The sequence below is a fragment of the Alienimonas sp. DA493 genome (assembly GCF_043951915.1).
Taxonomy (GTDB): domain Bacteria; phylum Planctomycetota; class Planctomycetia; order Planctomycetales; family Planctomycetaceae; genus Alienimonas.
The window spans coordinates 45896-69910 of sequence record NZ_JBINJD010000005.1 but is presented as its reverse complement, the minus strand read 5'-3'; the positions used below and the strand labels follow the sequence as shown (position 1 = coordinate 69910).

19 protein-coding genes are annotated in these 24015 nt (G+C 69.7%); 11 read left to right on the top strand and 8 right to left on the bottom strand.

Annotated features, from left to right (window positions below):
• Positions 1 to 225: 225 nt before the first annotated feature.
• Entirely contained in the window at positions 226 to 765 is a 540-nt protein-coding gene (locus tag ACG2DA_RS01535) for a MarR family winged helix-turn-helix transcriptional regulator (protein ID WP_395253696.1), read from the bottom strand.
• A 284-nt stretch (positions 766 to 1049) separates the two neighbouring features.
• Between ACG2DA_RS01535 and ACG2DA_RS01530 the strand changes: the two genes are divergently transcribed.
• On the top strand, positions 1050 to 2273 hold the full coding sequence (locus ACG2DA_RS01530) for a HEAT repeat domain-containing protein (RefSeq protein ID WP_395253695.1): 1224 nt from the start codon (positions 1050 to 1052) through the stop codon (positions 2271 to 2273).
• Between the two features lie 221 nt (positions 2274 to 2494).
• Here ACG2DA_RS01530 and ACG2DA_RS01525 read toward each other — a convergent pair whose 3' ends face one another.
• The 3 genes from ACG2DA_RS01525 to ACG2DA_RS01515 all read right to left on the bottom strand — a co-directional run bounded on the left by ACG2DA_RS01525 (position 2495) and on the right by ACG2DA_RS01515 (position 4714).
• Complete coding sequence (locus ACG2DA_RS01525; protein ID WP_395253694.1) at positions 2495 to 3262, bottom strand: hypothetical protein; 768 nt, start codon at positions 3260 to 3262, stop codon at positions 2495 to 2497.
• 93 nt (positions 3263 to 3355) lie between these two features.
• Complete coding sequence (locus ACG2DA_RS01520) at positions 3356 to 3991, bottom strand: Uma2 family endonuclease (RefSeq protein WP_395253693.1); 636 nt, start codon at positions 3989 to 3991, stop codon at positions 3356 to 3358.
• A gap of 33 nt (positions 3992 to 4024) precedes the next feature.
• Positions 4025 to 4714, bottom strand: coding sequence for a ClpP family protease (locus ACG2DA_RS01515; protein WP_395253692.1), 690 nt, complete (start codon positions 4712 to 4714; stop codon positions 4025 to 4027).
• A gap of 152 nt (positions 4715 to 4866) precedes the next feature.
• On the opposite strand from ACG2DA_RS01515, the gene ACG2DA_RS01510 reads away from it, so the two are divergent.
• From ACG2DA_RS01510 to ACG2DA_RS01495, 4 genes are all read left to right on the top strand, one after another.
• Positions 4867 to 5844 carry a PmoA family protein gene (locus ACG2DA_RS01510; protein ID WP_395253691.1) on the top strand — a complete coding sequence of 326 codons (978 nt, stop codon included), beginning with the start codon at positions 4867 to 4869 and terminating at the stop codon, positions 5842 to 5844.
• Positions 5845 to 6386: 542 nt separating this feature from the next.
• Entirely contained in the window at positions 6387 to 9341 is a 2955-nt protein-coding gene (locus ACG2DA_RS01505; RefSeq protein WP_395253690.1) for a ribonucleoside-diphosphate reductase subunit alpha, read from the top strand.
• A gap of 291 nt (positions 9342 to 9632) precedes the next feature.
• Complete coding sequence (locus tag ACG2DA_RS01500; RefSeq protein ID WP_395253689.1) at positions 9633 to 10946, top strand: hypothetical protein; 1314 nt, start codon at positions 9633 to 9635, stop codon at positions 10944 to 10946.
• A gap of 603 nt (positions 10947 to 11549) precedes the next feature.
• Positions 11550 to 13031, top strand: coding sequence for a hypothetical protein (locus ACG2DA_RS01495; RefSeq protein WP_395253688.1), 1482 nt, complete (start codon positions 11550 to 11552; stop codon positions 13029 to 13031).
• A 434-nt stretch (positions 13032 to 13465) separates the two neighbouring features.
• Here ACG2DA_RS01495 and ACG2DA_RS01490 read toward each other — a convergent pair whose 3' ends face one another.
• Entirely contained in the window at positions 13466 to 14182 is a 717-nt protein-coding gene (locus ACG2DA_RS01490; protein WP_395253687.1) for a hypothetical protein, read from the bottom strand.
• A 176-nt stretch (positions 14183 to 14358) separates the two neighbouring features.
• Here ACG2DA_RS01490 and ACG2DA_RS01485 point away from each other — a divergent pair, with 176 nt between their 5' ends.
• From ACG2DA_RS01485 to ACG2DA_RS01470, 4 genes are all read left to right on the top strand, one after another.
• Complete coding sequence (locus ACG2DA_RS01485; protein ID WP_395253686.1) at positions 14359 to 15156, top strand: haloacid dehalogenase type II; 798 nt, start codon at positions 14359 to 14361, stop codon at positions 15154 to 15156.
• Positions 15157 to 15476: 320 nt separating this feature from the next.
• Entirely contained in the window at positions 15477 to 16775 is a 1299-nt protein-coding gene (locus ACG2DA_RS01480; RefSeq protein ID WP_395253685.1) for a DUF1559 domain-containing protein, read from the top strand.
• Between the two features lie 130 nt (positions 16776 to 16905).
• The gene (locus ACG2DA_RS01475; protein ID WP_395253684.1) at positions 16906 to 17298 is read left to right on the top strand and encodes a carboxypeptidase-like regulatory domain-containing protein; all 393 of its coding nucleotides are present in this window, start codon (positions 16906 to 16908) and stop codon (positions 17296 to 17298) included.
• Positions 17299 to 17743: 445 nt separating this feature from the next.
• Complete coding sequence (locus ACG2DA_RS01470; RefSeq protein WP_395253683.1) at positions 17744 to 19444, top strand: alkaline phosphatase; 1701 nt, start codon at positions 17744 to 17746, stop codon at positions 19442 to 19444.
• A 105-nt stretch (positions 19445 to 19549) separates the two neighbouring features.
• On the opposite strand, the gene ACG2DA_RS01465 is transcribed toward ACG2DA_RS01470, so the two are convergent.
• Entirely contained in the window at positions 19550 to 19996 is a 447-nt protein-coding gene (locus tag ACG2DA_RS01465) for a hypothetical protein (RefSeq protein ID WP_395253682.1), read from the bottom strand.
• A gap of 256 nt (positions 19997 to 20252) precedes the next feature.
• Between ACG2DA_RS01465 and ACG2DA_RS01460 the strand changes: the two genes are divergently transcribed.
• Positions 20253 to 21143 (top strand): SDR family oxidoreductase, encoded by an 891-nt coding sequence (locus ACG2DA_RS01460; protein WP_395253681.1) that lies wholly within the window; start codon positions 20253 to 20255, stop codon positions 21141 to 21143.
• 21 nt (positions 21144 to 21164) lie between these two features.
• On the opposite strand, the gene ACG2DA_RS01455 is transcribed toward ACG2DA_RS01460, so the two are convergent.
• A complete protein-coding gene (locus tag ACG2DA_RS01455) occupies positions 21165 to 22460 on the bottom strand; it encodes a hypothetical protein (RefSeq protein WP_395253680.1) in 1296 nt (431 codons plus the stop codon).
• Between the two features lie 166 nt (positions 22461 to 22626).
• On the opposite strand from ACG2DA_RS01455, the gene ACG2DA_RS01450 reads away from it, so the two are divergent.
• A complete protein-coding gene (locus tag ACG2DA_RS01450; protein ID WP_395253679.1) occupies positions 22627 to 22842 on the top strand; it encodes a DUF3565 domain-containing protein in 216 nt (71 codons plus the stop codon).
• 139 nt (positions 22843 to 22981) lie between these two features.
• Here the strand turns inward: ACG2DA_RS01450 and ACG2DA_RS01445 are convergent, their stop codons facing one another.
• Positions 22982 to 23854: an ABC transporter ATP-binding protein gene (locus tag ACG2DA_RS01445; protein ID WP_395253678.1), complete on the bottom strand. Its 873-nt coding sequence runs from the start codon at positions 23852 to 23854 to the stop codon at positions 22982 to 22984.
• Between the last annotated feature and the right edge of the window lie 161 nt (positions 23855 to 24015).

The window sequence follows — 24015 nt, the reverse complement described above, 5'->3', positions numbered from 1 at the left end:
GGCGGTCTCGCCCGCCGCCGCGGAGTCCGACTCCGCCCGGGGCGGTTCGGCCGGCGACCGCTCCGCCGGTTCGCTCGGCGTCGGCGAGGCGGGGCCCGGCGTTTTCTTCACCGGGTTTTTATACAGGTCGTCCTTCGGCCCGGTCGGCGTCATGACGGGGGTGGCGGTGTCGGACATGCGGGACGGGGAAGAAGGGGGCCGGCGAACGGAGAACGCGGGCGAAGGTCAACGCGAGGCGGACGCCACGGCGGCGGGCGCCGGTTCGTCGTCGAGGGCGGCCCGCGAGTCGCGGAGGGCGGAATCGGGCCGCGGCGTGTCCGGGTAGCGACAGGGGTCGTCGGTGAGGTTGTTCCGCAGGTGCCGGAGCATCCGTTTGAGCTCCGACACGTCCCTCTCGTCCAGACCCTCCAGGGCCGTGTCGCGGACCGACGCCGCGACCTTCTGCACGCCCTCCCAGACCGGCTCGGCCTGGGAGGTGGCGAACAACTGGTATTTGCGGCGGTCGTGCGGGTCCGGGCGGCGTTCGATCCAGCCGTCGCGGGTCATGCGGTCCACCAACCGGGCGACGCTGCTGGGCTCGACGCCCATCATCTCCGCCACCTGGGCCTGCGACAGCGACCCGTGGGCCGCCAGCATGCCCAGCATCTGACACTGGCGAAACGTGATGCCGTGCCCCTCCAACGCGGCGCCCATCGCCTTCTCGATGGCGTGGGCCGCCGTGAAGACGAAGTACGGAATGCTGTCTTGAAACTCGTGCTTGAGCACGCGGCGGGACCGAGGCGGGAAGGAGCGTTGGCGGAGATTATTGCACTGGCAATGGTTGTCTCAACACCAGTTCCGCGGCCCGCGGCGAAAACTCACATTCGCCCGGGAGCGTCCGGGGCCGGCGGACTGCCGGGGGCGTGACGCGGCCCGGCGGCCGCGTCAGACTACGTTCGCATCGGCGTCGATCGACGGGACGTTCGTCCCCCGGCGCCCCCGCGTGCGAGGCTCCCGACCCGCGGTCGGCCCCGCCGGTTCGTTCGTTCGCCTGACGTCGAGACTGCCCCGTGTTCCGCCGCCCCGCCGTTCTCCGGCTCGTGCCGCTGCTCTGCCTGCCGGGGCTGGCGGGGTGTTTCTCGCAGGGCTACGGGGTGGGCTACGTCGCGGGGAAGCTGGTGACGGGGCAACCGATCGGCGACGCGGTCGAGGCCGACGCCGCGGCAGGGAACCTCGCCTCCTCGCCCCTCGACTTCACCCCGCCGAGCGTCCCGACCCCGACGTTCTCCCCCCCGTCGCGGCCGGAGCGGCCCGCGATGCCGGGGCTCTCTCAGGAACCGTTCGACCGCAGCCGGGAGATGGCGGAGAACAGCCGGCAGAGGGCGGAGGACGCCCGCCGCGACGCGCTGGAACGGACGACCCCGTTCGGCGGTCCCGGGGGACCGTTCGGCGATCCCGGGGGGAGGGACGGCGGGCCGACCTCCCGGCCGCGGATGGACCGCTTCCCCCGCGGTCCCGGTCTGCGGAACGGGCCGGACGGCGGCCCGATCGCCGGCGCCGCTCCCTTCGGCGATGCCGCCTCCGGCACGCCGGACGCCCCGCCCGCGGAGCCGGGCATGGCCGCCGCCGCCCCGCCGAGCGCCGCGAACGCCTCGCCGCCGCGGTCGCCCACGTTGCGCGAGCCGGCGGCGGGGGAGAGCGAACTCGACTGGGCCGTCCGCGTGTTGAACGTCGCGACCGATTCCGATTGGGTCGCCCGGAAGCGGGCCGTGGAGGCGCTGGAGGCCCTGGACCCCGCCGCGGCGACGCCGGACCAGCGGGAGGCCGTCATCGCGGCGCTCTCCGCCCGGCTGGAGGACGCCGTGAAGGAGGGGGGCTTCGCCGTCGACCGGGCCGCCAAAACGCTGCTGGTCTGGGCGGACGAGCCGGAGCAGTTCTCCGCGATCGGCGAGGCGTTGTTGGCGGGCACCGGCCTCGGCCGCAAGGGGACGCTCGCCGAGCTGGACCCGCAAAACCCGGTGCACGCCCGCGTCGCCGTCCCCCTGCTGACGCACGATTGGGAGGGGGACGAGGCGTTAGCGTTCATCCGCAAGATGGGGGCGCCCGCGGAGCCGGCGGTCCTCACCCTGTTGGACGACCCCAACCCCGCGACCCGGCGGGACGTGGCCTCCCTGTTGGCGGAACTCGGCGGCGAGGCCAGCGCCGAAGCCCTCAAAGAACGGGCCGCGAAGGAGACCGACCGCGCTCTCGCCCGCCACATGCGCGTGCAGCGGGCGGCGATCCTCAATAAATAGGTTCTTCTCCGCCACGGGGAGCTCGCTACCAGCCCGATGCGCAAGCGTCGGCCGTGAGAACGCTCTCCCGCTTGCCGGAACCCTGGGCAACGCCAGCGTCCCGGACCCTCCGAGGGTCCGGGACGCTCCGCCTGCGGGAGAACTGCACGAGAGTGAACGACGCAGGGCCGGAGCTTGCGCTCCGGGCTGGTAATCCATACTGCACGCCGCCGTGAAACGGCTCAGCGAGCCGATTCGAGCCGTCGCACGAGGAGTTTGGTCACGATCAATTGATCGCGGGCGATCCGCACGTCGGGGATCACCGCCGGCCGGTCGGTGCGGTGCACCCGCAGGATTGAGGCGGCCTCCTGCTCCCCGTCGCTGGCCCCGTCGCGGGGCGGGGCGGGCGCTTTTAATTCCACTTCCGCCCAACCGCGGCCGTCCTGGTAATACAGCACGGCGCCCACCGGCAGGGCGAGGTCGTCGGGAATCGCCTGCTTGTCCGGCGGAATCGGGGCGGTGAGGGGGGCGTCGACCAGCTCCGGCGGCCGTTCCTCGGCCGGCGGGGCGGCCGGCTCCGGCCGCGAGAGCGTGGACGGATCGATCTCCGGATCGAACGGGTCGGGCTCGCCGGGCACCTTCGTCACGCCGGGCGCCATGGTGACGCCGGAACCGCCGTCGCTCCGCGTCCCCGTCGCCGGGGCACGGCGATCGCGGTCCGTCCGGGCGGCGGTTTCCCGTCGTTCCGGCGCCCGCTCCGCCCGCCGCGGAGCGCTCGGCCGCGGATTGCTGCGTCGCGGCGTCGCCTCCCGCACGGCGGGGGCGGGGGCGACCGGCGCCGCGGCCGGGGGCGCCGCCGCGGCGTGAGCGCCCGGCACCGGGCCGGAGTCGTTCGGCGTCGCCACCGTCGCGTTGCCCTCGCAGCCGCCCAACGCCGCCAGCCCCGCCACGCCCAGGGCCGCGGCGACGCGGCGAGTCGTGCGGCGGGCGCGGGGCGGGGCGGAATGCATCAGGCGGCGCATCGATCGAAAAGGAGCGATCCCAGCCTGCCCCGCCGCCCCGGGGCGTTCAACCCGCCGCCCGTCCCGCTCCCGATTCCGCCGTCACGCCGCCGGCGGGTAGAGCGAACCGAGCGATACGTCGCCTAACCCGCTCAACGACAGAACCGCCTCCGGCCCGACGAGGGTCACCAGCTTCCACGCCTCGCCCCCGAGCCGGCTGTAGTGATCGCACCGCGGCTCGTCCTGCGACAGGATGAGGTAGTCCGTCAAGGAGGGGATCTCGCGGTACTCCGCCTGCTTGTCCACCTGATCGACCGTGGCCGTCGAGGGCGAGAGCACTTCGACCAACACCACCGGGTTGAGCAGCGTGTCCTGCTCCTCGCCCGGCAGCATCTCCGGCGGTTCGGGGGCCACCATCACGTCCGGATAGCGGAACCGGCCGCCCGGCACGCGGAGCCTCAGGTCGTTCATGTAAGCCTCCATGCCGGCGGACTCCGCCAGTTCGGCGAGGATGCGATAGATTCGCCCCGCGATGCTGTTATGAAGGCGACTGGCGCCGGACATCTTAATCAATTTTCCGGCGGCGAACTCGTGGCGGCCGTCGTCGACGGGGGCCGCCCGCTCGAACGCGAGGTATTCCTCCTCCGTCATCGGCTCCGCGGTTTGGCGTTCCGCGGTCGGGGCGACGGCCGCGTCGGCGGGCGGGACGGGCTTCGGCGGGGCGAGGGTCGTCGTCATGGCGGGGGCGTCGGGAAGGGGGCCGCGTCCAGTCTAACGGCGCCGCCGGGTCCGCGGGGCGGGGCCGGCCTGAGCCCACAGATCGCCGGAGAACAGGTCCACCGCCTCGGCGAGGCCGACCTCGACCAGCTCCCCGCCGGTGACGAACTTGCCGGGGCGGGTCCACTTCTCCAGCGCCTCCCGATCCATGGGGAGCAGCTTCGCTAATAAGTTGTCGATGTCCCGCTCCATATAATCGAAGTGCCGGGCCCACTCGACCGCCTCCTCCCGCTTCACGTCCTCCTCGCTGTGCCAGCGGACGGGGTGAAATAATAAGGTGGCGTGCCGGGTGACGAGCCGGCGTTCGCAGGCGGCGAAGGGCAGGATCGCGGCGCTGCTGCACTCCCCGGCGACGACCGCCGTCGCCCGCAGGCCCCGCAACCTTAACACCGAGGCCATCGCCAGCCCCGTATACACGCTGCCGCCGGGGGAGTCGAACCATAACGTCCCGGCGCTGCCGCGAGGCAGCTCCACGAGTTGGTCCATGAGTTCGCCCTGCCGGTCGGTCAGGTCGCCGGAGAGGGCCAGTTCCCAGCCCCCCTTCCGCGGCGGCCGCTCCGGCGTCACCCCGGGACCGGGCGCCGGATTGAGGCGGTGGGGGGGGCGGTCGTCCTCTTCCGGCTTGGCCCGGCGGGGCGAACGGGGGACGAGCGGCTGACGGGATCGAAGCGGGCGGCGGGGCATCCGGGAAGAATAGTGCTGACGGGCCGGAACGTCGCCCCGGCCGGCCTCTCCCGCGACCCGCCCGCGGCCCGATCGGCCCCGGTCGCATGCGGCGGGACCGATCGACACAATCGCCGCGTTCGCCCGTCTTTCCCGAAACCCTCCGGTTCCCAATGCTCGCCGCCCCGCTGCTTCTGTCCGCGTTGCTCGCCGCCCCGCCGGGAGACGGCGCCGACGCCCCGGTCGTGCTCAGCGGCACGGAGATCGCCGCCTCCGTCCGCGTCGGCGAGCGCCCGCTGATGGTCTGGCATGCGGCGATCAAGCCTGACAAGCGGGACTACGTGCCGCTGCCCAAGCCGTTCGTGTTCCCCCTCTACACCCCCAGCGGGGTGAACGTGCTGGACTACGCCTCCGACGACCACCCCCACCACAAGGGCGTGTGGGTCAGCGTCGACGAGGTCGAACTGCATCCCGACGGGAAGCACGACGCGGAGACGATGCTCGGCCCCTACAAGCACTGGGTGGAGCAGGGCCGCATCGACACGCAGGACGTGAAACTCGACCGCGAGGCCGGTTCGATCACCGCCGTGAACCACTGGCTCAACCCGGAGGGCGAACCGGTGTTGAAGGAGGAGACGACGATCGCCGTGCACGACCTCTCCCCCAAGGGCTCGCTGCTGACCTACGACATCACCCTCTCCCCGCCGACCGAGGGCAGCGCCGTGACGATCGGCGACACGAAGGAGGGCTTCGTCGGGGTGCGGATGGCTCCGGAACTGGACGTGAAGCGCGGCGCCGGCGTGATCACCAACAGCGAGGGCGCCGAGGGCGAGAACGAGGCCTGGGGCAAACTCGCCGCCTGGTGCGATTGCAGCGCCCCGGCGACCGACGAGTTCCCCGGCGGCGGCGTCGCCCTGTTCGACCACCCGGAGAACGTCCGCCCGGCCCGCTACCACGCCCGCGGCTACGGTCTGATGGCGATCAGCCCCTTCGGCCCCAAGGCCTACAGCAAGGGCGAGGAGGACGCCGACCCGATCGAGATCAAGGAGCCGCTGCGCCTCCGCTACGCCGTCTACGTGCACGACGGCGACGCGGAAGCCGGCGACGTCGCTGGGGCGTACGAGCGGTACGTCGATTCAATCGCGAAGTGATCTGACGCCCGCCGCCGTCCGCCGCGACGGCTCTGGCTCGCCTTCGATCGGCCCCGGATCGCCGCCGCGATCCGGGGCCGTTTCGCTGCGCCGAGACCGGCCGAGGGGCGGCGCGTTCAGGAGTGAACAGGGGTTGACTGCTGCGGTTAGTTACTGTACGAACGAATCGGTTCTCGCGTCGCTGAGGACTCCGCCTCTTGATCGACACGATCCGCACAGAAGTGCTATGGTGAACACTAGGTCTTGTGGTCTGGTTTGTCGCGAGGAGGCGCCTATGGTGGACTGTAAGGCCTGGTGCCTACCCTTCGTGAGCCCGAAAAGACGACGGCGTCTCCGTGATTCCCAATCGCGGAAAGCGTTGCCTCATTTGCGTGGACAGGCAGATCCATACTTGGATCGCACTCGCTACGCGAAAGGGGGGAGATGCACCGCGGAGCCGAAATCGCCCCTTCTCGCAGGGGCGTCGGGTACGAAAGTAGGTATCCGCGTTCTGCCTTCGCGGTGCGAGCCGCAACCACTCTTACTTAGTCTTCGGACCCCCTATGCCCCCCGCGACCGACGCCTGGATTGTTCGCAAACGTGACGGCCGGCAGGTCGAGTTCGACACCGCCCGCATCGCCGACGCCATCCGCAAGGCGTTCCGGGCCGAGTTGAACCTCGCCGAGGGCCAGCCGCTCGACGCGGACACCGAGGCCGACGTCGAACGCATCGCCGCCGGCGTCGCCGAGGAGATCGCCCCCCTCGCCGCCGGCGGGCCGGTGGACGTGGAAAAGGTCCAGGATTACGTCGAGATCGCCCTCATGCGGAGCGGCCACTACCGCGTGGCCCGGGCCTACATCACCTATCGGGCGGAGCACGCCAAGAAGCGGGCGCTGCAGCGGACCGAGGTCATCCAGGACGACGCCGCCGCCGCCCCGCGGCTGAGCGTCACCCTGGAGGACGGGACCCGTATTCCGTTCGACGAAACCCGCATCCGCCGGCGGCTGGCGGAGGCGGCCCGCGGGCTGGAGCGGGACGTCAACGTGGAGGAACTCACCGAGGAGGTCCTCCGCAGCATGTTCGACGGCATCAGCCCCGCCGAACTCGACCGGGCGATGATCCTCGCCGCCCGCAGCCGGATCGAACGCGACCCGGCCCACGACACGGTCGCCGCCCGCCTGATGCGGATGGTGATCCACAACGAGGCCCTCGGCGCCCACAAGGCCGACCCGGAGGACCTGGACGCCCTCTACCGTCACCAGTTCGAGCACTACCTGATCGACGGCGTCGCCGCCGGCCGGCTCGACCCGGTCGTCCGCACCTTCGACACCCCCCGCATCGCCAAGGCCCTCAAGCCGGAACGCGACGCCGGGTTCAAGTACCTCGGCCTGCAGACGATCTACGACCGCTACCTGCTCCACGTGGAGGGCCGGCGGATCGAGACGCCCCAGTTCTTCTGGATGCGCGTCGCCATGGGCCTCGCCTCCGCCGAGGGCGCCGACAAAACCGACCGGGCGATCGAGTTTTACGAAGTCCTGAGCGACTTCCGCTTCACCAGCGCCACGCCCACGCTGTTCAACAGCGCCACGCTGCACCCGCAGCTTTCCTCCTGCTATCTGACCACGGTGCAGGACGACCTGGAGCACATCTTCAAGAGCATCGGCGACAACGCCGCCCTCTCGAAGTGGGCCGGCGGGCTGGGCAACGACTGGACGAACATCCGCGCCACCGGCAGCCATATCTCCGGGACGAACGGCAAGAGCCAGGGCGTGATTCCGTTCTTGAAAATCGTCTCCGACGCCGCCGTCGCCGTGAATCAGGGCGGCAAGCGGAAGGGCGCCGTCTGCAGCTATCTGGAGACCTGGCACCTCGATATCGAGGAGTTTCTGGACCTCCGCAAGAACACCGGCGACGACCGGCGGCGGACCCACGACATGCACACGGCGAACTGGATTCCCGACCTGTTCATGCAGCGCATGCAGGCCGGCGAGGACTGGACGCTGTTCTCCCCCAACGACGTGCCGGACCTGCACGACCTCTACGGTCAGGCCTTTAAAGAACGCTACGAGCATTACGAAGCTCTCGCCGACGCCGGCAAGATTAAACTCTTCCGCCGCCTGCCGGCGGTGGATCTGTGGCGGAAGATGCTGACCCGCGTCTTCGAGACCGGCCACCCCTGGATCACGTTCAAAGATCCGTCCAACATCCGCTCCCCGCAGGATCACTGCGGCGTGGTGCACAGCTCCAACCTGTGCACGGAGATCCTGCTGAACACCAGCCGGGACGAGACCGCGGTCTGCAATCTCGGCTCGATCAACCTCCGCCGCCACGTCACCGAGGGGCCGGACGGGGAACTGCGGTTCGACTACGACCTGCTGGCCGACACCGTCCGCACGGCCGTCCGCATGCTGGACAACGTCGTCGATATTAACTTCTATCCGACGAAGGAAGCCAAGAACGCCAACACCCGGCACCGGCCGGTCGGGCTGGGGTTGATGGGCTTCCAGGACGCGCTCGCGGCGCTGGGGATCAGCTTCGCCAGCGAGGAGGCCGTCGAATTCGCCGACGAGAGCATGGAGCGGATCAGCTTTGAGGCGATCCGCGCCAGCGCCCTGCTGGCCGCCGAACGCGGCCCCTATTCCTCCTACGAGGGCAGCAAGTGGGACCGCGGCCTGCTGCCGATCGACACCGTCGATCTGCTGGCCGAGCAGCGCGGCGAGGCCGTCAACGTGGACCGCGACAGCCGCCTGGACTGGGCCCCGGTGCGGGCGCTGATCGCGGAGCACGGCATGCGGAACAGCAACGTGATGGCGATCGCCCCCACGGCGACCATCAGCACGATCGCCGGCGTCGCCCAGTCGATCGAGCCGATGTACAAGCACCTCTACGTGAAGAGCAACCTGTCCGGCGACTTCACCCAGGTGAACATCGAACTGGTGAAGGAATTGAAGGACCGCGGCCTGTGGGGCCCGGACCTGCTGGAGCAATTGAAGTACTACGACGGCGCCCTCACGGAGATCGCCGACGTCCCGGACGACGTGAAGGCCCGCTACCTGACGGCGTTCGAGGTCGACCCGAGCTGGATTCTCGCCTGTGCGGCGAAGCGTCAGAAGTGGATCGATCAGGGCCAGAGCCTGAACCTGTACATGTCCGCCCCCAGCGGCAAAAAGCTGAGCGACATGTACGTGGACGCCTGGAAGTGCGGGTTGAAGACGACGTACTACCTGCGGACGCTGGCGGCCACGCAGGTGGAGAAGAGCACGGTGGACGTGAACAAGTTCGGCGTGCAGCCGCGGTGGATGAAGAGCAAGAGCGAGAGCGGCAACGTCGCGATCGAGCGCGGCGTCGCCGCCCCCCCGGCGGTCCCGCCGACCCCGGCGCCCGGCCCGCAGGCGTCGGCGGAGGGGGCGCCCTCGGCCACGGCGGTCGCCGACGACGAGGCCCCGCTGCCGGCCAGCGCCGTGCAGGAGGGCGCCGCCTGCGACCCCAACGACCCCACCTGCGAAGCCTGCCAGTAACCCCGTGACGGCCCCCGCCGCCCCCGCCCGCCCGGCCCCGTCCATCCCTGCCAAGGGGTGTGCGGGGCCGGTCTCGTTGCGTCCCGGGGAAGTGAAGAGAAACGGGTGCCATGCTCTCACGGCTTGGCGGAGCGGCAGCGCAGCCAAGCCGGGTGAGCATGCGAGCGGCCCGCCCCCGCGGCCCACGGTCGCAGATCACCCCCCATGCTCACCCCGCGGCCGCGGCGCCGTCTCTGTTGAACCCCGCTCTCCCGCCGCGGTGAGAGCACGCCTCGCCTCGAACACTTGGTCATGTCTGGAACTCCGCCGAAGGCTACAGCTACATCCCCTTTTCGTGAGGCTGTCGAAGGATTCGTGCATGATCTAGATGCAATCTGGGGCTCGCTGCCGCCCTTGATGGTTATGTCATGGGCGGTAAGAAAGAGTGCTTGCGAAAAATGGAACAAGTGGTTGGAGGAGAATGGAAAGTCGAGGAGGATGATCGAGGGGAAGGCTGCGTACAAGATCGAGGTTTCTAAGATACCTAAGACTGATAGGCTGGAGCGGAAGCGCCGAAGAGCTGAGACGGCGTATGAATTGTTGCCTAAAAGTTCGTTGGTGTCGCTGGTCAGCGCTTATGATGCCTTTCTGGGGCGGCTTCTTCGGGCGGCGATAGAATCGCAGCCGAAGGTGTTGAACAGGAGCGGTAAGTCTATGACTTTCGAGGAGTTGTCAGGGTTCCCAGACATGGCTGCTGCGAGATCCAGTGTCGTCAGCTCGGTTATAGAGTCTGTGATGAGGGAGAGTCATATTAAGCAGTTTGACTGGATGCAGGATACGTTCAACGTTAAGCTTCGAGTGGGTCTCGACTGTTGGCCGGACTTCGTAGAAATCACGCAAAGGCGAAATCTCTTTGTTCATTGTCGTGGCGTCGTCTCTTCGCAGTACGTCAAAGTGTGTAAGGAGAACGGGGCGTCAACTTCCGACATAGTTGTGGGTGATTGTCTTGATGCTAGTCGTGAGTATCTGGACGAAGCGCATGCTTGCTTGTACGAGATCGGTGTTAAGCTGTCGCAGGTGCTTTGGAGGAAGTTGGTCCCGAATGAGACCGCTAAGGCAGATTCTTCTTTGGCGAACATCACCTACGAACTTCTCGTGGCTCGGCGGTATGGCGTTGTGAAGCGGCTTCTTTCGTTCGCAGTTGACGTTCTGCCTAACGTTAGTAGCGAGGACTATGAGCGAACATTTCTTTTGAACCTTGCGCAAGCTCATTTGTTCTCGGGGGAGCGTGACGCCTGTAGGGCTCGCGTCTCTTCGAAGGACTGGTCAGCTAGTGGCCTCTCCTACAAAATATCGGTGGCTGTTTTGCTGGAAGATTACGAGAACGCGGCGCAGCTGATGGCGCCCGCGGCGTCGGCGGGGGAAATGCCCGAGGAAAACTACTATGAGTGGCCGCTTTTTAGGAAATACCGTAAGAGCGGAGAGTTCGCAGCCGCCTCGAAGGAAGTCTTCGGCGAGCGCGCAATGTCACCTCAGCGAATTGTTGCTACTGGAGGTCAACAAGAAGCCGGTCAGCGGACGAGTGCAGCGGATACCAGCTTCGGCGAGGGCATCTTCGAGGATTAAGGCCGTCGGCAGGGTGGCATGTTCCTGAGGCTTGGGTGCCATGCTCTCACCGCGGCGGAGCGGCTCGGCCTGCTCGACACGTGAGGCCGGCGGGTGGCACTGGTGGCGTCCGAGAGCACCTTGCTCTTTTGGGTGCCACTGGCTTTGCCAGTGCGTTCGGTTCCCGTCCCTTCCAACCGTGTCCGAACCGTTCGTGACTCACCGTGGCACTGGCAAAGCCAGTGGCACCCGACGGCTGCAAGGTGCGGCCGCACCCTTCCAAACCGCTCGGCCTGCTTACCCGGCGGGTGGCCGGGGTCGGCCCGTGGGGGCCGGCGTTCCCGGGGTGAGGCGGCCCGGGCCGCCCCCGGAACCGGTGGCGTACGGACGTGCTGAGCGCCGCGTCGCGCTGCGGGCCGGGTCGCGCTCACTGGCGAGACGCCCGTGGCGCCCGCCGCCCGCCGGCGCGGCGGGGCTTTCGGAGAGTCATGTGCGAACGGGGGGATGCGGGCGTATCGTGTCGCCCCGTCGTCACGAGGTCGAGCGCTTCCGGACGGGTCGAATTCACGCCCTGTGCGGCCCCGTTCCGCAGCGACGTTCCCTCCCACGACTCGGACGCATTGAATGAAGACGCTTCCACTCGCCGCACGAATCAATTCTTGGACGTTCGCTCGCGTCGGCGTGCGGGTCGCCTGCTTCGCTGCGCTGTGGTGCGGTCACGCGGTCGCCCTCGATGCCGCCGAACTCCTCGTGGGAGCCGCTCGCACCACGATCACGCCCGACGAGCCCGTCGCCCTTTCGGGGCAGTTTCATACGCGGGTGGCCAAGACCGTGGAGAGCCCCTGCACGGCGAACGTCCTGGTCTTGGAATCACGCGACGGCGACAAGTCGTTGGAGACGGCCGTCATGGTCTCTTGCGACTTGGTGGTCATCCGTGAGGACGTCCAATCACGAATCCGCAGCGCGGTCGCCGCGAAGGCGCCCGAGGTGGAGACGCAAAAACTGTTCGTCAACGCGACCCACACGCACACCGCCCCGGTGATGGTCGAGGGCAAATATGTTTTACCGGCAGACGGAGTCGTTCAACCCGCTGAGTACGTGGAGTTTCTGGTGGGGCAAGTCAGCGACGCCGTCGTGGAGGCTTGGAACGGACGCCAACCCGCCGGCGTCAGCTGGGGGCTGGGGCAAGCCGTCGTCGCCCGCAACCGCCGGGCAGTCTATGCCGACGGCTCGGCGAAGATGTACGGCCGAACGGACAAGCCGGAGTTTCGCGGCATCGAGGGATTCGAGGACCACGACGTCGACGTGCTCACCTTCTGGGACGCGGACAAGAAACCGCTCGCCATGGCGGTCGACGTCGCCTGCCCCTCGCAGGAGGTGGAAGGCCGAACGGCCGTCAACGCCGACTTCTGGCACCCGACCCGCGACCTGCTGCGGAAGCGTTACGGCCAGCAACTCGAGGTGGTGGGGTGGTGCGGGGCGGCCGGCGACCAGTCGCCGCATCTGATGTACAACCGGGCGGCGGAAGCGCGCATGCTCACGCTCCGCGGCCTCACGCGTCTCGAAGAGATCGCCCGACGACTGGACGCGGCCGTGGCCGAAGCCAACTCGGCCGCCCGGAACGATATCCGCACCGACGTTCCGATGAAGCATCTCGTGCGGACGCTCAAACTCCCGATTTGGAGGGTGACGGAAGAGCAGAACGCAGCAGCCCAGGCCGAGGTCGATCGTCTCTCCAAGGATCCCGCCGACCGGCGCAAGATGAACTGGCATAAGACGGTGACGGACCGATACAAGCAGCAGCAAGAAGGCGACTTGTACGAGCGACAATTCCACGTCGTTCGATTGGGCGATATCGCGATCTGCACCAACCCCTTTGAGCTCTACACCGACTACGGCGTCCAGATCAAGGCCCGCAGTAAGGCCGTGCAGACGTTCGTGATCCAGTTGGTCGGTGAGGAATCGGGGACTTATCTTCCGACGGTTCGGGCGGTCGGGGGCGGCGGTTACAGCGCGATTCCGCAGAGTTGTCCAGTCGGTCCCGAGGGAGGGCAGGCGCTCGTCGATCAGACGGTCGAGGCAATCAATTCTCTGTGGGACGAGTGAAATCACAACAGGCGACCGGCGGCCGGCCGGGGTCGGCCCGCGGTTGGCTCGGTCGTTCTCGCCGCCGGGTGCCTGGGGCGGTCTGACCGCCCGCACCTTCTCCGACTTGGGTGGCTGGGGCAGGAGGGAGGGAGGCGTCAGCCGACCGACCGGAGGCCCCTGAACCTGTGACGGCGGGTGGCACTGGCGGGGGCCGAGAGCGCCTTGCGCTTTGGGTGCCACTGGCTCTGCCAGTGCGTTCGGTTCCCGCTCGTTCCCGACGCGTCCGAGTCGCTCGTGACTCACCGTGGCACTGGCAAAGCCAGTGGCACACGACGGGCCGCAAGGTGTGGTCGTCACCGTCTCCGCCGTCCGGCGGGGCGGCCTGTTTCCGGACCCCCGGGGGCCGCCCGTCCGCTTCGCTCCGGCGTGAGCGCCTGGCGCCCGGCGGGCCGTCATTGCTCCGCCGTGTCCGGGTGCATGGCGACCCACAGGCGGTAGAGGTTGCGGACCTGCTTGATCCCGCCGAAGGAACTGATCGGGCCGCGGCTCAGGCGGGCCGCCCGGGCCAGCTGCTCCGCCGTCAGCGGGCGGGGGCGGCGGCGGTTCTGGTGCAGCGTTTTGAGCAGGGCGTGCAGCGTCCGCACCGTGGCGTCCTCCGTTGCCGCCGCCGCCGGCAGGCCGGCGGCGACGCGGGCCGACCGCCAGTCCCCGCAGTAGCGGTTCACCGTGCCGGAGGTGATCCGCGCCCAGCGGACGAACTCCTGCTTCGAGAAGTCCGGCCCGCGGCCGGCGGCAAACTCCCGGATCAGGGCGTGCAGGGCCTCCGCGGTCCAGTAGGCGCCCGTCCGGCCGCGGGCCCCGCCGCGGGGACGGGGGGCCGGCCGGGGCGGCCAGAGGTCGAAGCGGAAGCCGCCCAGGTCGCTCTGCGGCGGGGCGTCCGGCGGGGGCAGCCGTTCCAGCAGCGCCGCCCGCACCCGCGTGCGGCGCTCCTTCTCCCGCCGCCGGTCTTCCGGGGCGTACTGCGGGGCGTACTGCGGGCCGCGGTCCGGCCCCGGCGGCCGGACGCGGGGCGGGGCCGGGTTCGAGCGGTCGGCGCCGGGTTCGATTTGCGGTTCGGAGGGCGGTTCGGTCGGCACGGCGGGGGCGGGGTTCGGGGGGAAGAAACGCACGCCCGAGGATCGATCATGAACGCCTGTTCACAAGGGGGATCCGCGGAAACGGCGACCGCCGGGCCGAAATGTTTACGAATGGGACCGGCCGCCCGCCCGACCCAGCCCCCCGGATGTCGCTTGATCGGCCGGCGGCGCCGCGGTGGGCGGGGGGGCCGGGGGCTCTAGGATGCGGCATGCCTGCCGACCGCCCCCTCGACCGTCGCCTGTTCGTCGCCTCCGCCGCGGCCGCCGCGCCGGCCGCGCTTGCCGGGAGCGGCCCGCCGGAGACGCCGGCCGCCCCCGCGGGCCTGACGCGGCGACCGAAGGTGATCTTCCTCGACGTCAACGAAACGTTGCTGAACCTCGACCCGTTGGTCGCCTCGGTCGGCGAGGCCCTCGGGGGACGGCCGGACCTGGTTCCGCTGTGGTTCTCCTCGCTGCTGCATTACTCCCTCGTCGCCACCGTGGCGGACCGCTACGAGGACTTCGGCGTCATCGGGGCCGCCACGCTGCGGATGCTGGCGGCGAATCACGACGTCGATCTCTCCGAGGAGCAGGCCGCCCGGGCGCTGGCGCCGATTCGCTCGCTGCCGCCGCACCCGGACGTCGAACCGGCTCTGAAGCAACTCGCCGACGCCGGCTATCGGCTGGTCACGCTGACGAATTCCTCCGTCGCGGGCGTGAAGGCGCAGATGGAGAATTCGGGCCTGCAGCGGTATCTGTCGGACCGCCTGAGCGTGGAGACGGTGGGGCTGTTCAAGCCGCACGCCCACGTGTATCGCTGGGCCGCCCGGCAGGTGGGCGAGTCGGTCGAGGATTGCCTGCTGGTGGCGGCGCACGGCTGGGACGTCGCCGGCGCCGCCTGGGCGGGGATGCGGACCTGCTTCCTCTCCCGGCCCGGCAAGCAGCGTTACCCGCTCGCCCCGCCGCCGACGCTGCAGGCGGCCGACCTCCTCGAAGCCGCCGGCGCCCTCGTCGCCCTGCCGCGATAGGGCGACGAGGCCGTCGCGCCGGAGGCCGGAGGCGTCCGACGCCTCCCCCGCGCGATCGCGGAGAGCGCCGCGCGGGCCGCGAGGGGGACGGGGATGCGGCTGATCTGAACGAGGGCGCGGTCGTTCCTCTCGCCGGCGCGCGTGTTGGGGGGACGGCCGCCGCGTCGGATGGTTTCCCCGTCGCTCCACCAAGACGGCCCGGACGCGGCGCGTGACGTTCGGATCGGCCCCCCGGCGCCGGTCGCCGTGGGGGAGCGCGGCGCCGGACGCGGGCGTCGACGCCCACCGGCGCTTGCGGCTCCGGCGCCGGTGCGGCCCTGGTGGGCAAGCGTTTTTTATTGCGAGCGAATCGCTGCGGAAGATTGAGAAATCTATTCCCCGGCCGCCCGATTCGATCTTCGGGTCGTCCGTCTCTGCCTCAAAATAACGTCGTCGGAGGCGCTGGACGACGCTCGTCGTTCGCAGCGCGGCCGCCGCTCGCCCGTCTGCTTCGTTCTTCTGACGAAGTCGTCTTCGTCGGTTCTGGTCCCGAATTAAGGTTCTTCACTGTGCAACCGCCGCTCCGCGCACTCACTCGCTCCTGCTCACGTCCCGCGAGCGGGCCCGAGGGAAGGCGTGCCGGGTTTACGCTCATCGAACTGCTGGTCGTGATCGCGATCATTGCGATCCTCGTTTCCCTGCTGTTGCCGGCCGTACAGCAGGCCCGGGAGGCGGCGCGGCGGAGCCAGTGTCAGAACAACCTGAAGCAGCTCGGGTTGGCGCTGCACAACTACCACAGCACGGCCAAGATGTTCCCCGGGAACGTCCGCCAGAATACCGACCCGATCCAGAAGGGCGCCTCCTGGATCGCGCAGATTCTGCCGCAGCTGGATCAGGCGGCGGCGTTCGAGCAACTGACGTTCGTCGACACCACGTTCGTCACCCAGGACGGTCAGCCGGACCGGAACTGGGAGCTCCGCTCCAAGTTGTGGATCGGGGCGTTGCGGTGCCCGTCGAATCCGATGGACGAAACGATCGTCGCCAACAATAACTCGGCGACCGAAGCCCTCGGCGCCCCGGACACGATGCCGGTTCAGGCGTCCGACTACGTCGGGATCACCGGCGGGTACTATCTTCCCGACACCGAGACCATTCCGCAGGGGTCCATCGACACCGGCTACGGCTATATGATGTACGTCGGGGCGATCGTCCCCTGGAACTCTCAGAATAAAAAGGTCTCGATCTCGAAGTTCCGGGACGGCACCACCAACACGATCGCCATCGGGGAGCACTCCGACTACCTGACGGATGCTGCCGGCAACAAAAAGGACCTCCGGCCGTGCACCCACGCCGGCGCCGGCGCCTTGGCCAACGGGGGCGGGCTGCACGCTCGGGGCGGATGGACGCAAAACCTCACGTCGCCGCGGTTCGCGATCAATCACATCGGCGGCACCACGGCCGGGGCGGACTCCCGGCCCTACGAACACCATCTGGGGATCCGGTCCGCCCACTCCGGCGGGGCGATGGTGGCGATGGCGGACGGGTCGGTGCAGTTCCTGTCCGAGACCCTGGACGTCAATAAGGTGCTGATGGCCCTCTGCAACCGGGAGGACGGGGTCGTCGTCGACGACGCCTTCTGACCCGCCGTGAGCAGGCCGCGTGTTGGCCCTCGTTCTTCGGGGCCGCGTCCGACCGACGCGGCTCCCTTCTTTTGTCCGCCCTCTCGTTTTCTAAAGGTTTTCCATGCTTCGACGGACGTTCCCCCTCGGCGTGTTTTCGTTCGCGGTCGTTGTGGCGTCCGGCTGCGGCGGGTCGCCCGACCGGCCGGAGTTGGGCGAAGTCGCCGGTACAGTGACCGACGGCGGCGCCCCGGTCGTCGACGCAGCGGTCGAGTTCAGCCCCCAGACCGGCCGGCCGTCGGTGGGTACGACCGACGCCGAGGGCCGCTACTCGCTGCGGTACACCGTCGATGCGGAGGGGGCGCAGCTCGGCCCGCATACCGTGCGCATCACTCCCTACAACGAACCCCCGCCGGCCCCGGGCGAGCCCGGTTCCGATAGGCCGCCGGCGGCGGCGGCTCCGGCCGTCACCGTTCCCGACCCGGTGGTCGTGGAGGCGGGCGATAACAACTTCGACTTCGACCTCGACACGCTCGGCTCGTAGCGCCGCTCGCAACCCCGGGAGACGGGCGGCGGGGCAGGTATAAAGATCTCGGGAGGGCGTGCAGCATCCGTGGTTCCGGGACCTCCGTCGCCCAATTCGCCGGCGGGCCGGCGGCCTGTCAGGCCGTCGGCTCCCGCGCGTTCAGGGCCGACGCGAAGACCGTCGACCCGGCCGCGCCGCACCAAAGCAGGGCGACGGTTTGAGCCGCGTCCGCGAACCGCAGGACCGCCGCCGTCGGGGCGGGGGACCGGCGTCCGCTGTTCGCTGGGATTTCACACGGCGGGCTCCCCGCGGGGCTCCGCCCAGTCGAGACTGTGGGGCCGGTTGCTCCGGCCTCCGCGGCGCCCGATCCTGCGTGCGTCCGCGGCGATCCGGCCGGGACGATCGCGGCGCCGCCCGCGAGTCCCCGCTCCTTCCCCCGGTGCTCAAAGACTTGCAGACGCCCATGCCGAACCGACGCCCGACCCCGCTGCTCTCGATCCTCCTGCTGGCCGGCGGGACCCTCGCCCCGGCGGCGGCGGGCGCGGACGGGGAGCGGACCGGGGACGTTCTCCGCGAACTCCAGGAGCGGGCGATCGAGGAGGGAGTCTCCGAGGCGGCCCACTGGGGGTGGAAGCCGGAGACCTACACGCTGTGGGGGACGCACACGAACCGGCTCATCCCCGTCTACACCTACGGCACCGCCGGCGCCGGGGAGGGGGTGGACCTGAACGACTACGTCGGCGCCAACAGCGTCTACCGCGACGGCAGGAAATTAATCACCCTGTACGGCCGCCCGCCGGCGAACACCTTCAACCCGCAGGCCGAGTATCTGGACCAGACGAACGTCTACGACCTGCAACGGGCGGCGCTGGACGCCGGCAAGAAGCACGTGTTTCTGGTCGTCTTCGACGGCATGGACTGGCAGACGACCCGGGCGGCGGCGATTTATAACACCGGGCGGGTCCCCTACGCCTCCGGCCGCGGGACCGGCGCCCACTTTCAGGACTACGACGCGAACGGCACGAGCCAGTTCGGGTTCATGGTCACCAGCCCCCACAACGACGGAACCGACGTCGACGTGGACGCCCAGCGGGTGCTGAACCCCGGCGGGGTTCTACCGGGCGGGTACGACCCGGCCCGGGCCGGCGCCGCCCCCTGGACGCCGGGGGAGGACCTCGAATACCTCGTCGCCGGGCCGAAGTTCTCCGCGAACCGGCACGCCTACACGGACTCCGCCGCCTCCGCGGTCAGCATGACGGCCGGCATCAAAACGTATAACAACGCGATCAACGTCGACCCGGAGGGCCGCCGCGTCCGCACGATCGCCCACCAGGCGCAGGAGGAGGGCCTCGCCGTCGGGGCGGTCTCCAGCGTGCCGATCAGCCACGCCACCCCGGCGGCGGCGTACGCCCACAACGTGCACCGCAACGACTACCAGGACCTGACCCGCGACCTGCTGGGGCGGCCGTCGATCAGTCACCCCGACCGCCCGCTGCCGGGGCTCGACGTCCTCGTCGGCGGGGGCTACGGCGCCGATCGGGAGAAGGACTCCGGCCAGGGGGAAAACTACGTCCCCGGCAACTCGTACCTCGCCGCGGAGGACCTGCGGGCGGTCGACGTCGCCCACGGCGGCCGCTACGTCGTCGCCCATCGCACGCCCGGCGTGAACGGTCCCGAACGGCTGGCGGAGGCCGCCGCGGAGGCGGCGGCCGGGGGGAAGCGGCTGTTCGGCTTCTACGGCACGAAGGCGGGCAAGGGCCATCTGCCGTTCCGCACCGCCGACGGCGGCTACGACCCCACCGTCGGCCGCTCCAAAACGGCCGAAAAATATTCCCCCGCCGATCTGGCCGAAAACCCCACCCTCGCCGACATGACGCGGGCCGCCCTGACGGTTCTCGAAACCGACCCGGACGGCTTCTGGCTGCTCGTCGAAGCCGGCGACGTCGACTGGGCAAACCACGACAACAACCTGGATAACGCGATCGGCGCCGTAAACAGCGGCGACGAGGCGGTGAAGGTCGTCACCGACTGGGTCGAGCGGAACAGCAACTGGGAGGAAAGCCTGATGATCGTGACCGCCGATCATGGGCACTACCTCGTTCTCGACCGCCCCGAGCTGCTCGCGCCGCAGTCCGGCGCCGCCGAAGCCGCCGCGGCTGAGTAGCGGGCCCAACGCACGACGCCCGGCCGCGAGCGGCCGGGCGTCGTCGGGGTTCTCCTCGCTCCGCACGCGGCGGGGTCGTGGAACGTTGAAATCAGTTCGTTCGGCTCACACGCCGGCGGGGCGTTGCGCTTTCATGTGGGAGCCGGTGCCGGGACGGGGGTCGGCGGGGACCGCGGCGGGGCTGCGGGTGTGCGTGAACAGGGCGGCGCCGATCTCCATCAGACCGATCGCTACAAAGACCGCCCACGTCCAGTCGCCGAAGGTCTCCGCGAAACCGAACAGCCACGGGGCGGCGATCAGGACCGCGCCCAGGGCGGCGTCGGCGGTCAGGTGGGCCGGCATCGGCACCGCCGGGAGCAGGCCCCCCTCGTAGTTCGTCACCAAACTCAGCAGGGCCACGCCGGCGCCGGCGGCCACGCAAACCGCGACCAAGGCGCTGTAGCCCTCGCCGCGTTCGGCGGCGGCGAGACCCAGCAACCAGGGCAGGGCGAATAGCAGGACGGCGGTGCCGTAGTCGGCAATCGCGTGCAGGCGAGTGGGGATAAAACGCATCGCGGAGGCTCCAAACAGGAGGACAGGGAGGGGAGGGGAAGCACGTTACGGGCGGCCGCGTCGGCCGGGGACGGGGCGGCCGCCCCGCCGTCGGTTCGGTGCGGTCCCGTCGGTTTCGTCCCCCCCGCCCGCCGCGGGAGCCCCCGTCGGTGCCGACCCCACCGTGGCGCGCGTCATCGTCCGGGGAGGGCGACGCGGCCGACGGCTACGGTGGGCGGTCGCTCTCGTCCGATCTCGCCCCCTCCGAAAGCGTCCGATGTCCCGCCAGCCGATCGCGACCGACCCCCGTGAGATGGGGCCCAAACCGCCGTTCCCGGCCCAGGAGCAACAGCCCGTCGGCAGCGAACGCAAGATGGAGCCGGAGCCGGACTACGGCGAGACCTCCTATCAAGGCCACGGCCGAATGAAGGGGAAGGTCGCGCTGATCACCGGCGGGGACAGCGGCATCGGTCGGGCCGTGGCGCTGGCGTTCGTCCGCGAGGGCGCCGACGTGTTAATCTCTTACCTCGACGAGCACGCCGACGCGAAAAAGACCGTCGAGGTCTGCGAGAAAGAGGAAGGCCGCCGCTGCGTCGCGGTCCCGGGCGATCTGGCCGACCCGGCCCACTGCGAGGCGCTGGTGGACCGCTGCATCAGCGAGTTCGGCCGGCTGGACGTGCTGGTCAACAACGCCGCCTATCAGATGACTTTCAACAGCATTCGAGAGGTGTCCGCGGAGGAGTTGGAGAAGACCTACCGGACGAACGTCTTCGCGATGTTCCACCTGTCGAAGAAGGCGCTGGAGCGCCTCCCGCCGGGCGGGGCGATCATTAATACGACCAGCATTCAGGCCTACCAGCCGTCCCCGCCGCTGATTCCGTACAGCACCACGAAGGGAGCGATCCTGACCTTCACCAAGGCCCTCGCCGAGGAGGCGATCAAGCAGGGGGTGCGGGTGAACGCCGTCGCCCCGGGGCCGGTGTGGACGCCGTTGATCCCGTATTCGTTCCCGGGCGAGCACGTGGCCGAATTCGGCGGCGACACGCCGATCGGCCGCCCCGCCCAGCCGGCGGAGCTGGCCCCGACGTACGTGTTCCTCGCCACGCCGGACAGCAGCTACATCGTCGGCGAACGCATCGGCGTCACCGGCGGCAAGCCCCTGCCGTAACCGGCTCGGCGCCGGCCGCCGTTATTCGAGCGCTGCGAATTCCGGTTTGGTTTCGGTGAGAATCTCCCGCAGCGCCCGGCGGTCGGCGGGCGTCAGCCGCGGGTACTCCTCCGCCGCGGTCCCGCCCCGCAGGATCGCCTTGAGCTTCATGAGGACCCGGCGTCGTACCTCGTCGGGCAGCCCGTCGAAGGCTTTCGAATAAATCAGGTAACTGCACGGGTGGCGGAACAGCCGCGTCTGGAGATCGAAGTCCCGCAGCGAGCGGCCCGCCGCGTCGCGGACGCCCCGGGCCGCGAACTCCTCGGCGAAGCCGCTCGTGCCGGCGACGGGGGAGGTCAGCGGAAACTCGTCGCGGAACAGCAGGTATTCCAGCACGCGATCGGCCGCGGCGTCGATGCGGCGCGTGCTGGTGGGACTGAGGTAATCGGCCGGACGGTCCAGCGCCTCGTTCATCACCTGCGACTGGTGAATCGCCCGCCGCGTTTCGTAATTGGCCCAGGCGAGGGCGTTGTGCATCTGGGTTTGATGCTCCAGCACCATCAGGGCCACGAGATCGCTGTGTTCGGTGAGGTACGGCTCGGTCGAGACGCGGGTCTCCAGCGACGTCACGTTGGCGCCGGCTTCGCGGTCTAAATCGCCCTTCCGGCGGTGATAGACGGCGTTGCCCATGTGCCGCATGGCGCCGTGCGTGCCGGTGACGTACCAGCCGCCCCAGCGCTCCTCGAACGGGCTGGCGTGGTCGGTCGTGAAAGTACCGCTGCCGAACTCCGGCTGACCGCTCGCCTGGGCGAACACGCTGCGCACGAGGTATCCGGGTACGTCCTGCGTGCGGGTGGAGGCGTGACAGGTCAGGCAGTTGCCGCGGTCCCGAATCAGCCGCGGCGGCTCCTCTTTGGATTGCTCCAACGTATAAAACTGCGCGCCCTGTTCCGCGTCGGTGGCCGCCAGTTCGAGCACGCCCCCGCCCTGGCAGAACCCGACATACACGTCGTCGTTGAAATAGAGGGCGCGGGGCGTCCGCGAGGAGATCCGGCTCCGCTGCATGCTGGTTTTCGAGAACACCAGCGTCTGGGAACTCTCCGGCACGTCCAGCGCCCCGAGCAGGGACTTGAGGTAGCCGTGCTCCTCGTCGAACGCCAATTCGACTTCGCCGGCCTCCAGTCGGCGGGCCAGCCGGGCCACCGGGTCGTCGACCGGGGCGGTCTCGTAGTTAATAGGCGGACCGCTGAAGCCGTCGCGTTGAGCCGTGCAGGGCGACGACGCGAAGGCAAGCGCCAACGTCGTCATGCAATACGTCAAGCAGTACGTCGGCGACATCCGGTTTCGACGAACCATGAGACTGCTCAATGCACGACGGGCGGGAAGGCGAGACGCGGGTCTCGGACGCTCCGTCCAGGATAGGCTCCCCAAACCTGCATGTCCAGGTGTAGTATTGGCGGCGGCCGATTGGCAGGCGGCGGACTTTGTTTTCCCAGGAGCAGTTATGAAGCAACCGATCGCCGGCTACCATCAGGACGAGGAGGGGCATTGGGTCGCGCAGCTGGCCTGCGGCCACAACCAGCACGTGCGGCACGACCCGCCCTGGACGGTGCGGGAGTGGGTGACGACCCCGCGGGGGCGCCGCGGGATGCGGGGGCATCGGCTCGACTGCCCGAAATGCGACCGCCACGCTCCCGCCGACGCCCGCCCCGCCGAGTGAGACCGGGCGCGGCGCAATTCCCGTCGGCGGGCATTGGACGCTCGCGCAGACGAAAAGACGACGGGAAGGCCGTCCGGCGGACCGAGCGCTGGCCAAAACGGGGGGACGGCAGCATACCCGGGGGCGCTTGCCTGGAAGCTCAATCCCCCAAGGACCGGCCGGGGTCGCCCCACGGGTTCGCGGCGACCTGCACCCAGTAGCGGCCGTGCTCGTGGCTCACCCGCACGTCGCAGCCGAACGCGGCGGAGAGGGCGTCGTTCGTCAGCGTCTCGGCCGGGGCGCCGTCCTCCACGATCCGGCCGGCCCGCATCAGCCACACGCGGTCGGCGTCGCCGGGGATCTCCTCCACGTGATGGGTGATGAGCAGGATCGTCGGTCGCGGCCGGGCGGCCCGCAGGTCGGCCAGGGCGGCGAGCAACTGCTCCCGACCGGGCAGGTCCAGCCCGGCGGTGGGCTCGTCGAGGATCACCAGTTCCGGCCGCGTCACCAGCGCCCGGGCCAGCACCGCCCGCCGCTGCTCCCCGGTGGAAAGCGTCATCAGCGGGTGGGAGAGCCGATGCCCGAGGCCGACGACCCGCAGCAGCTCCGCGGCGGTCTCCCGCTGATCGTCGGTGGGTTTTTCGAACTGGCTGACGGTGGCGAAGAAGCCGGTGCAGACGGCCGCGACGGCGTCCAACCGGGCGTCGACGATCGAGCCCGGCCGCCGCAACTCCCCGGGGCCGAGGTCCGTGGCGCCGTTGACCACGCCGATGCGCCGCCGCAGTTTGCGCAGCTCCGTCCGGCCGAGGCGTTCCCCCAGCACGTGCACGACGCCCTCCGAGGGCCACATCTGGCCGAGCGTCACCCGACTGAGGGTCGTCTTCCCGCAGCCGTTGGCCCCCAGCAGGGCGACCGTCTCGCCGGCTTCGATCCGGCCGCTGACGCCGTCGAGGATCCGCGTGCCGCCGCGGTGCAGCGTGACGCCCTCCAGTTGCACCGCGGGCGGGGCGTCGGGGCGGGGGGAGTGCGACATGCGGGCGGCGGCCGGGGGGACGGAACGGGGGCGGCAGTGTTCCCGCCCCGGCCGTCCGACGCGAGGGCGGGACGGACCGACGCATCGGAGAGAACGCCTCGGTAGGCTGACGGCGTTCTCCCGCGTTCGCCTCCCCGGAGCCGCCCCCGTGTCCGTCGATC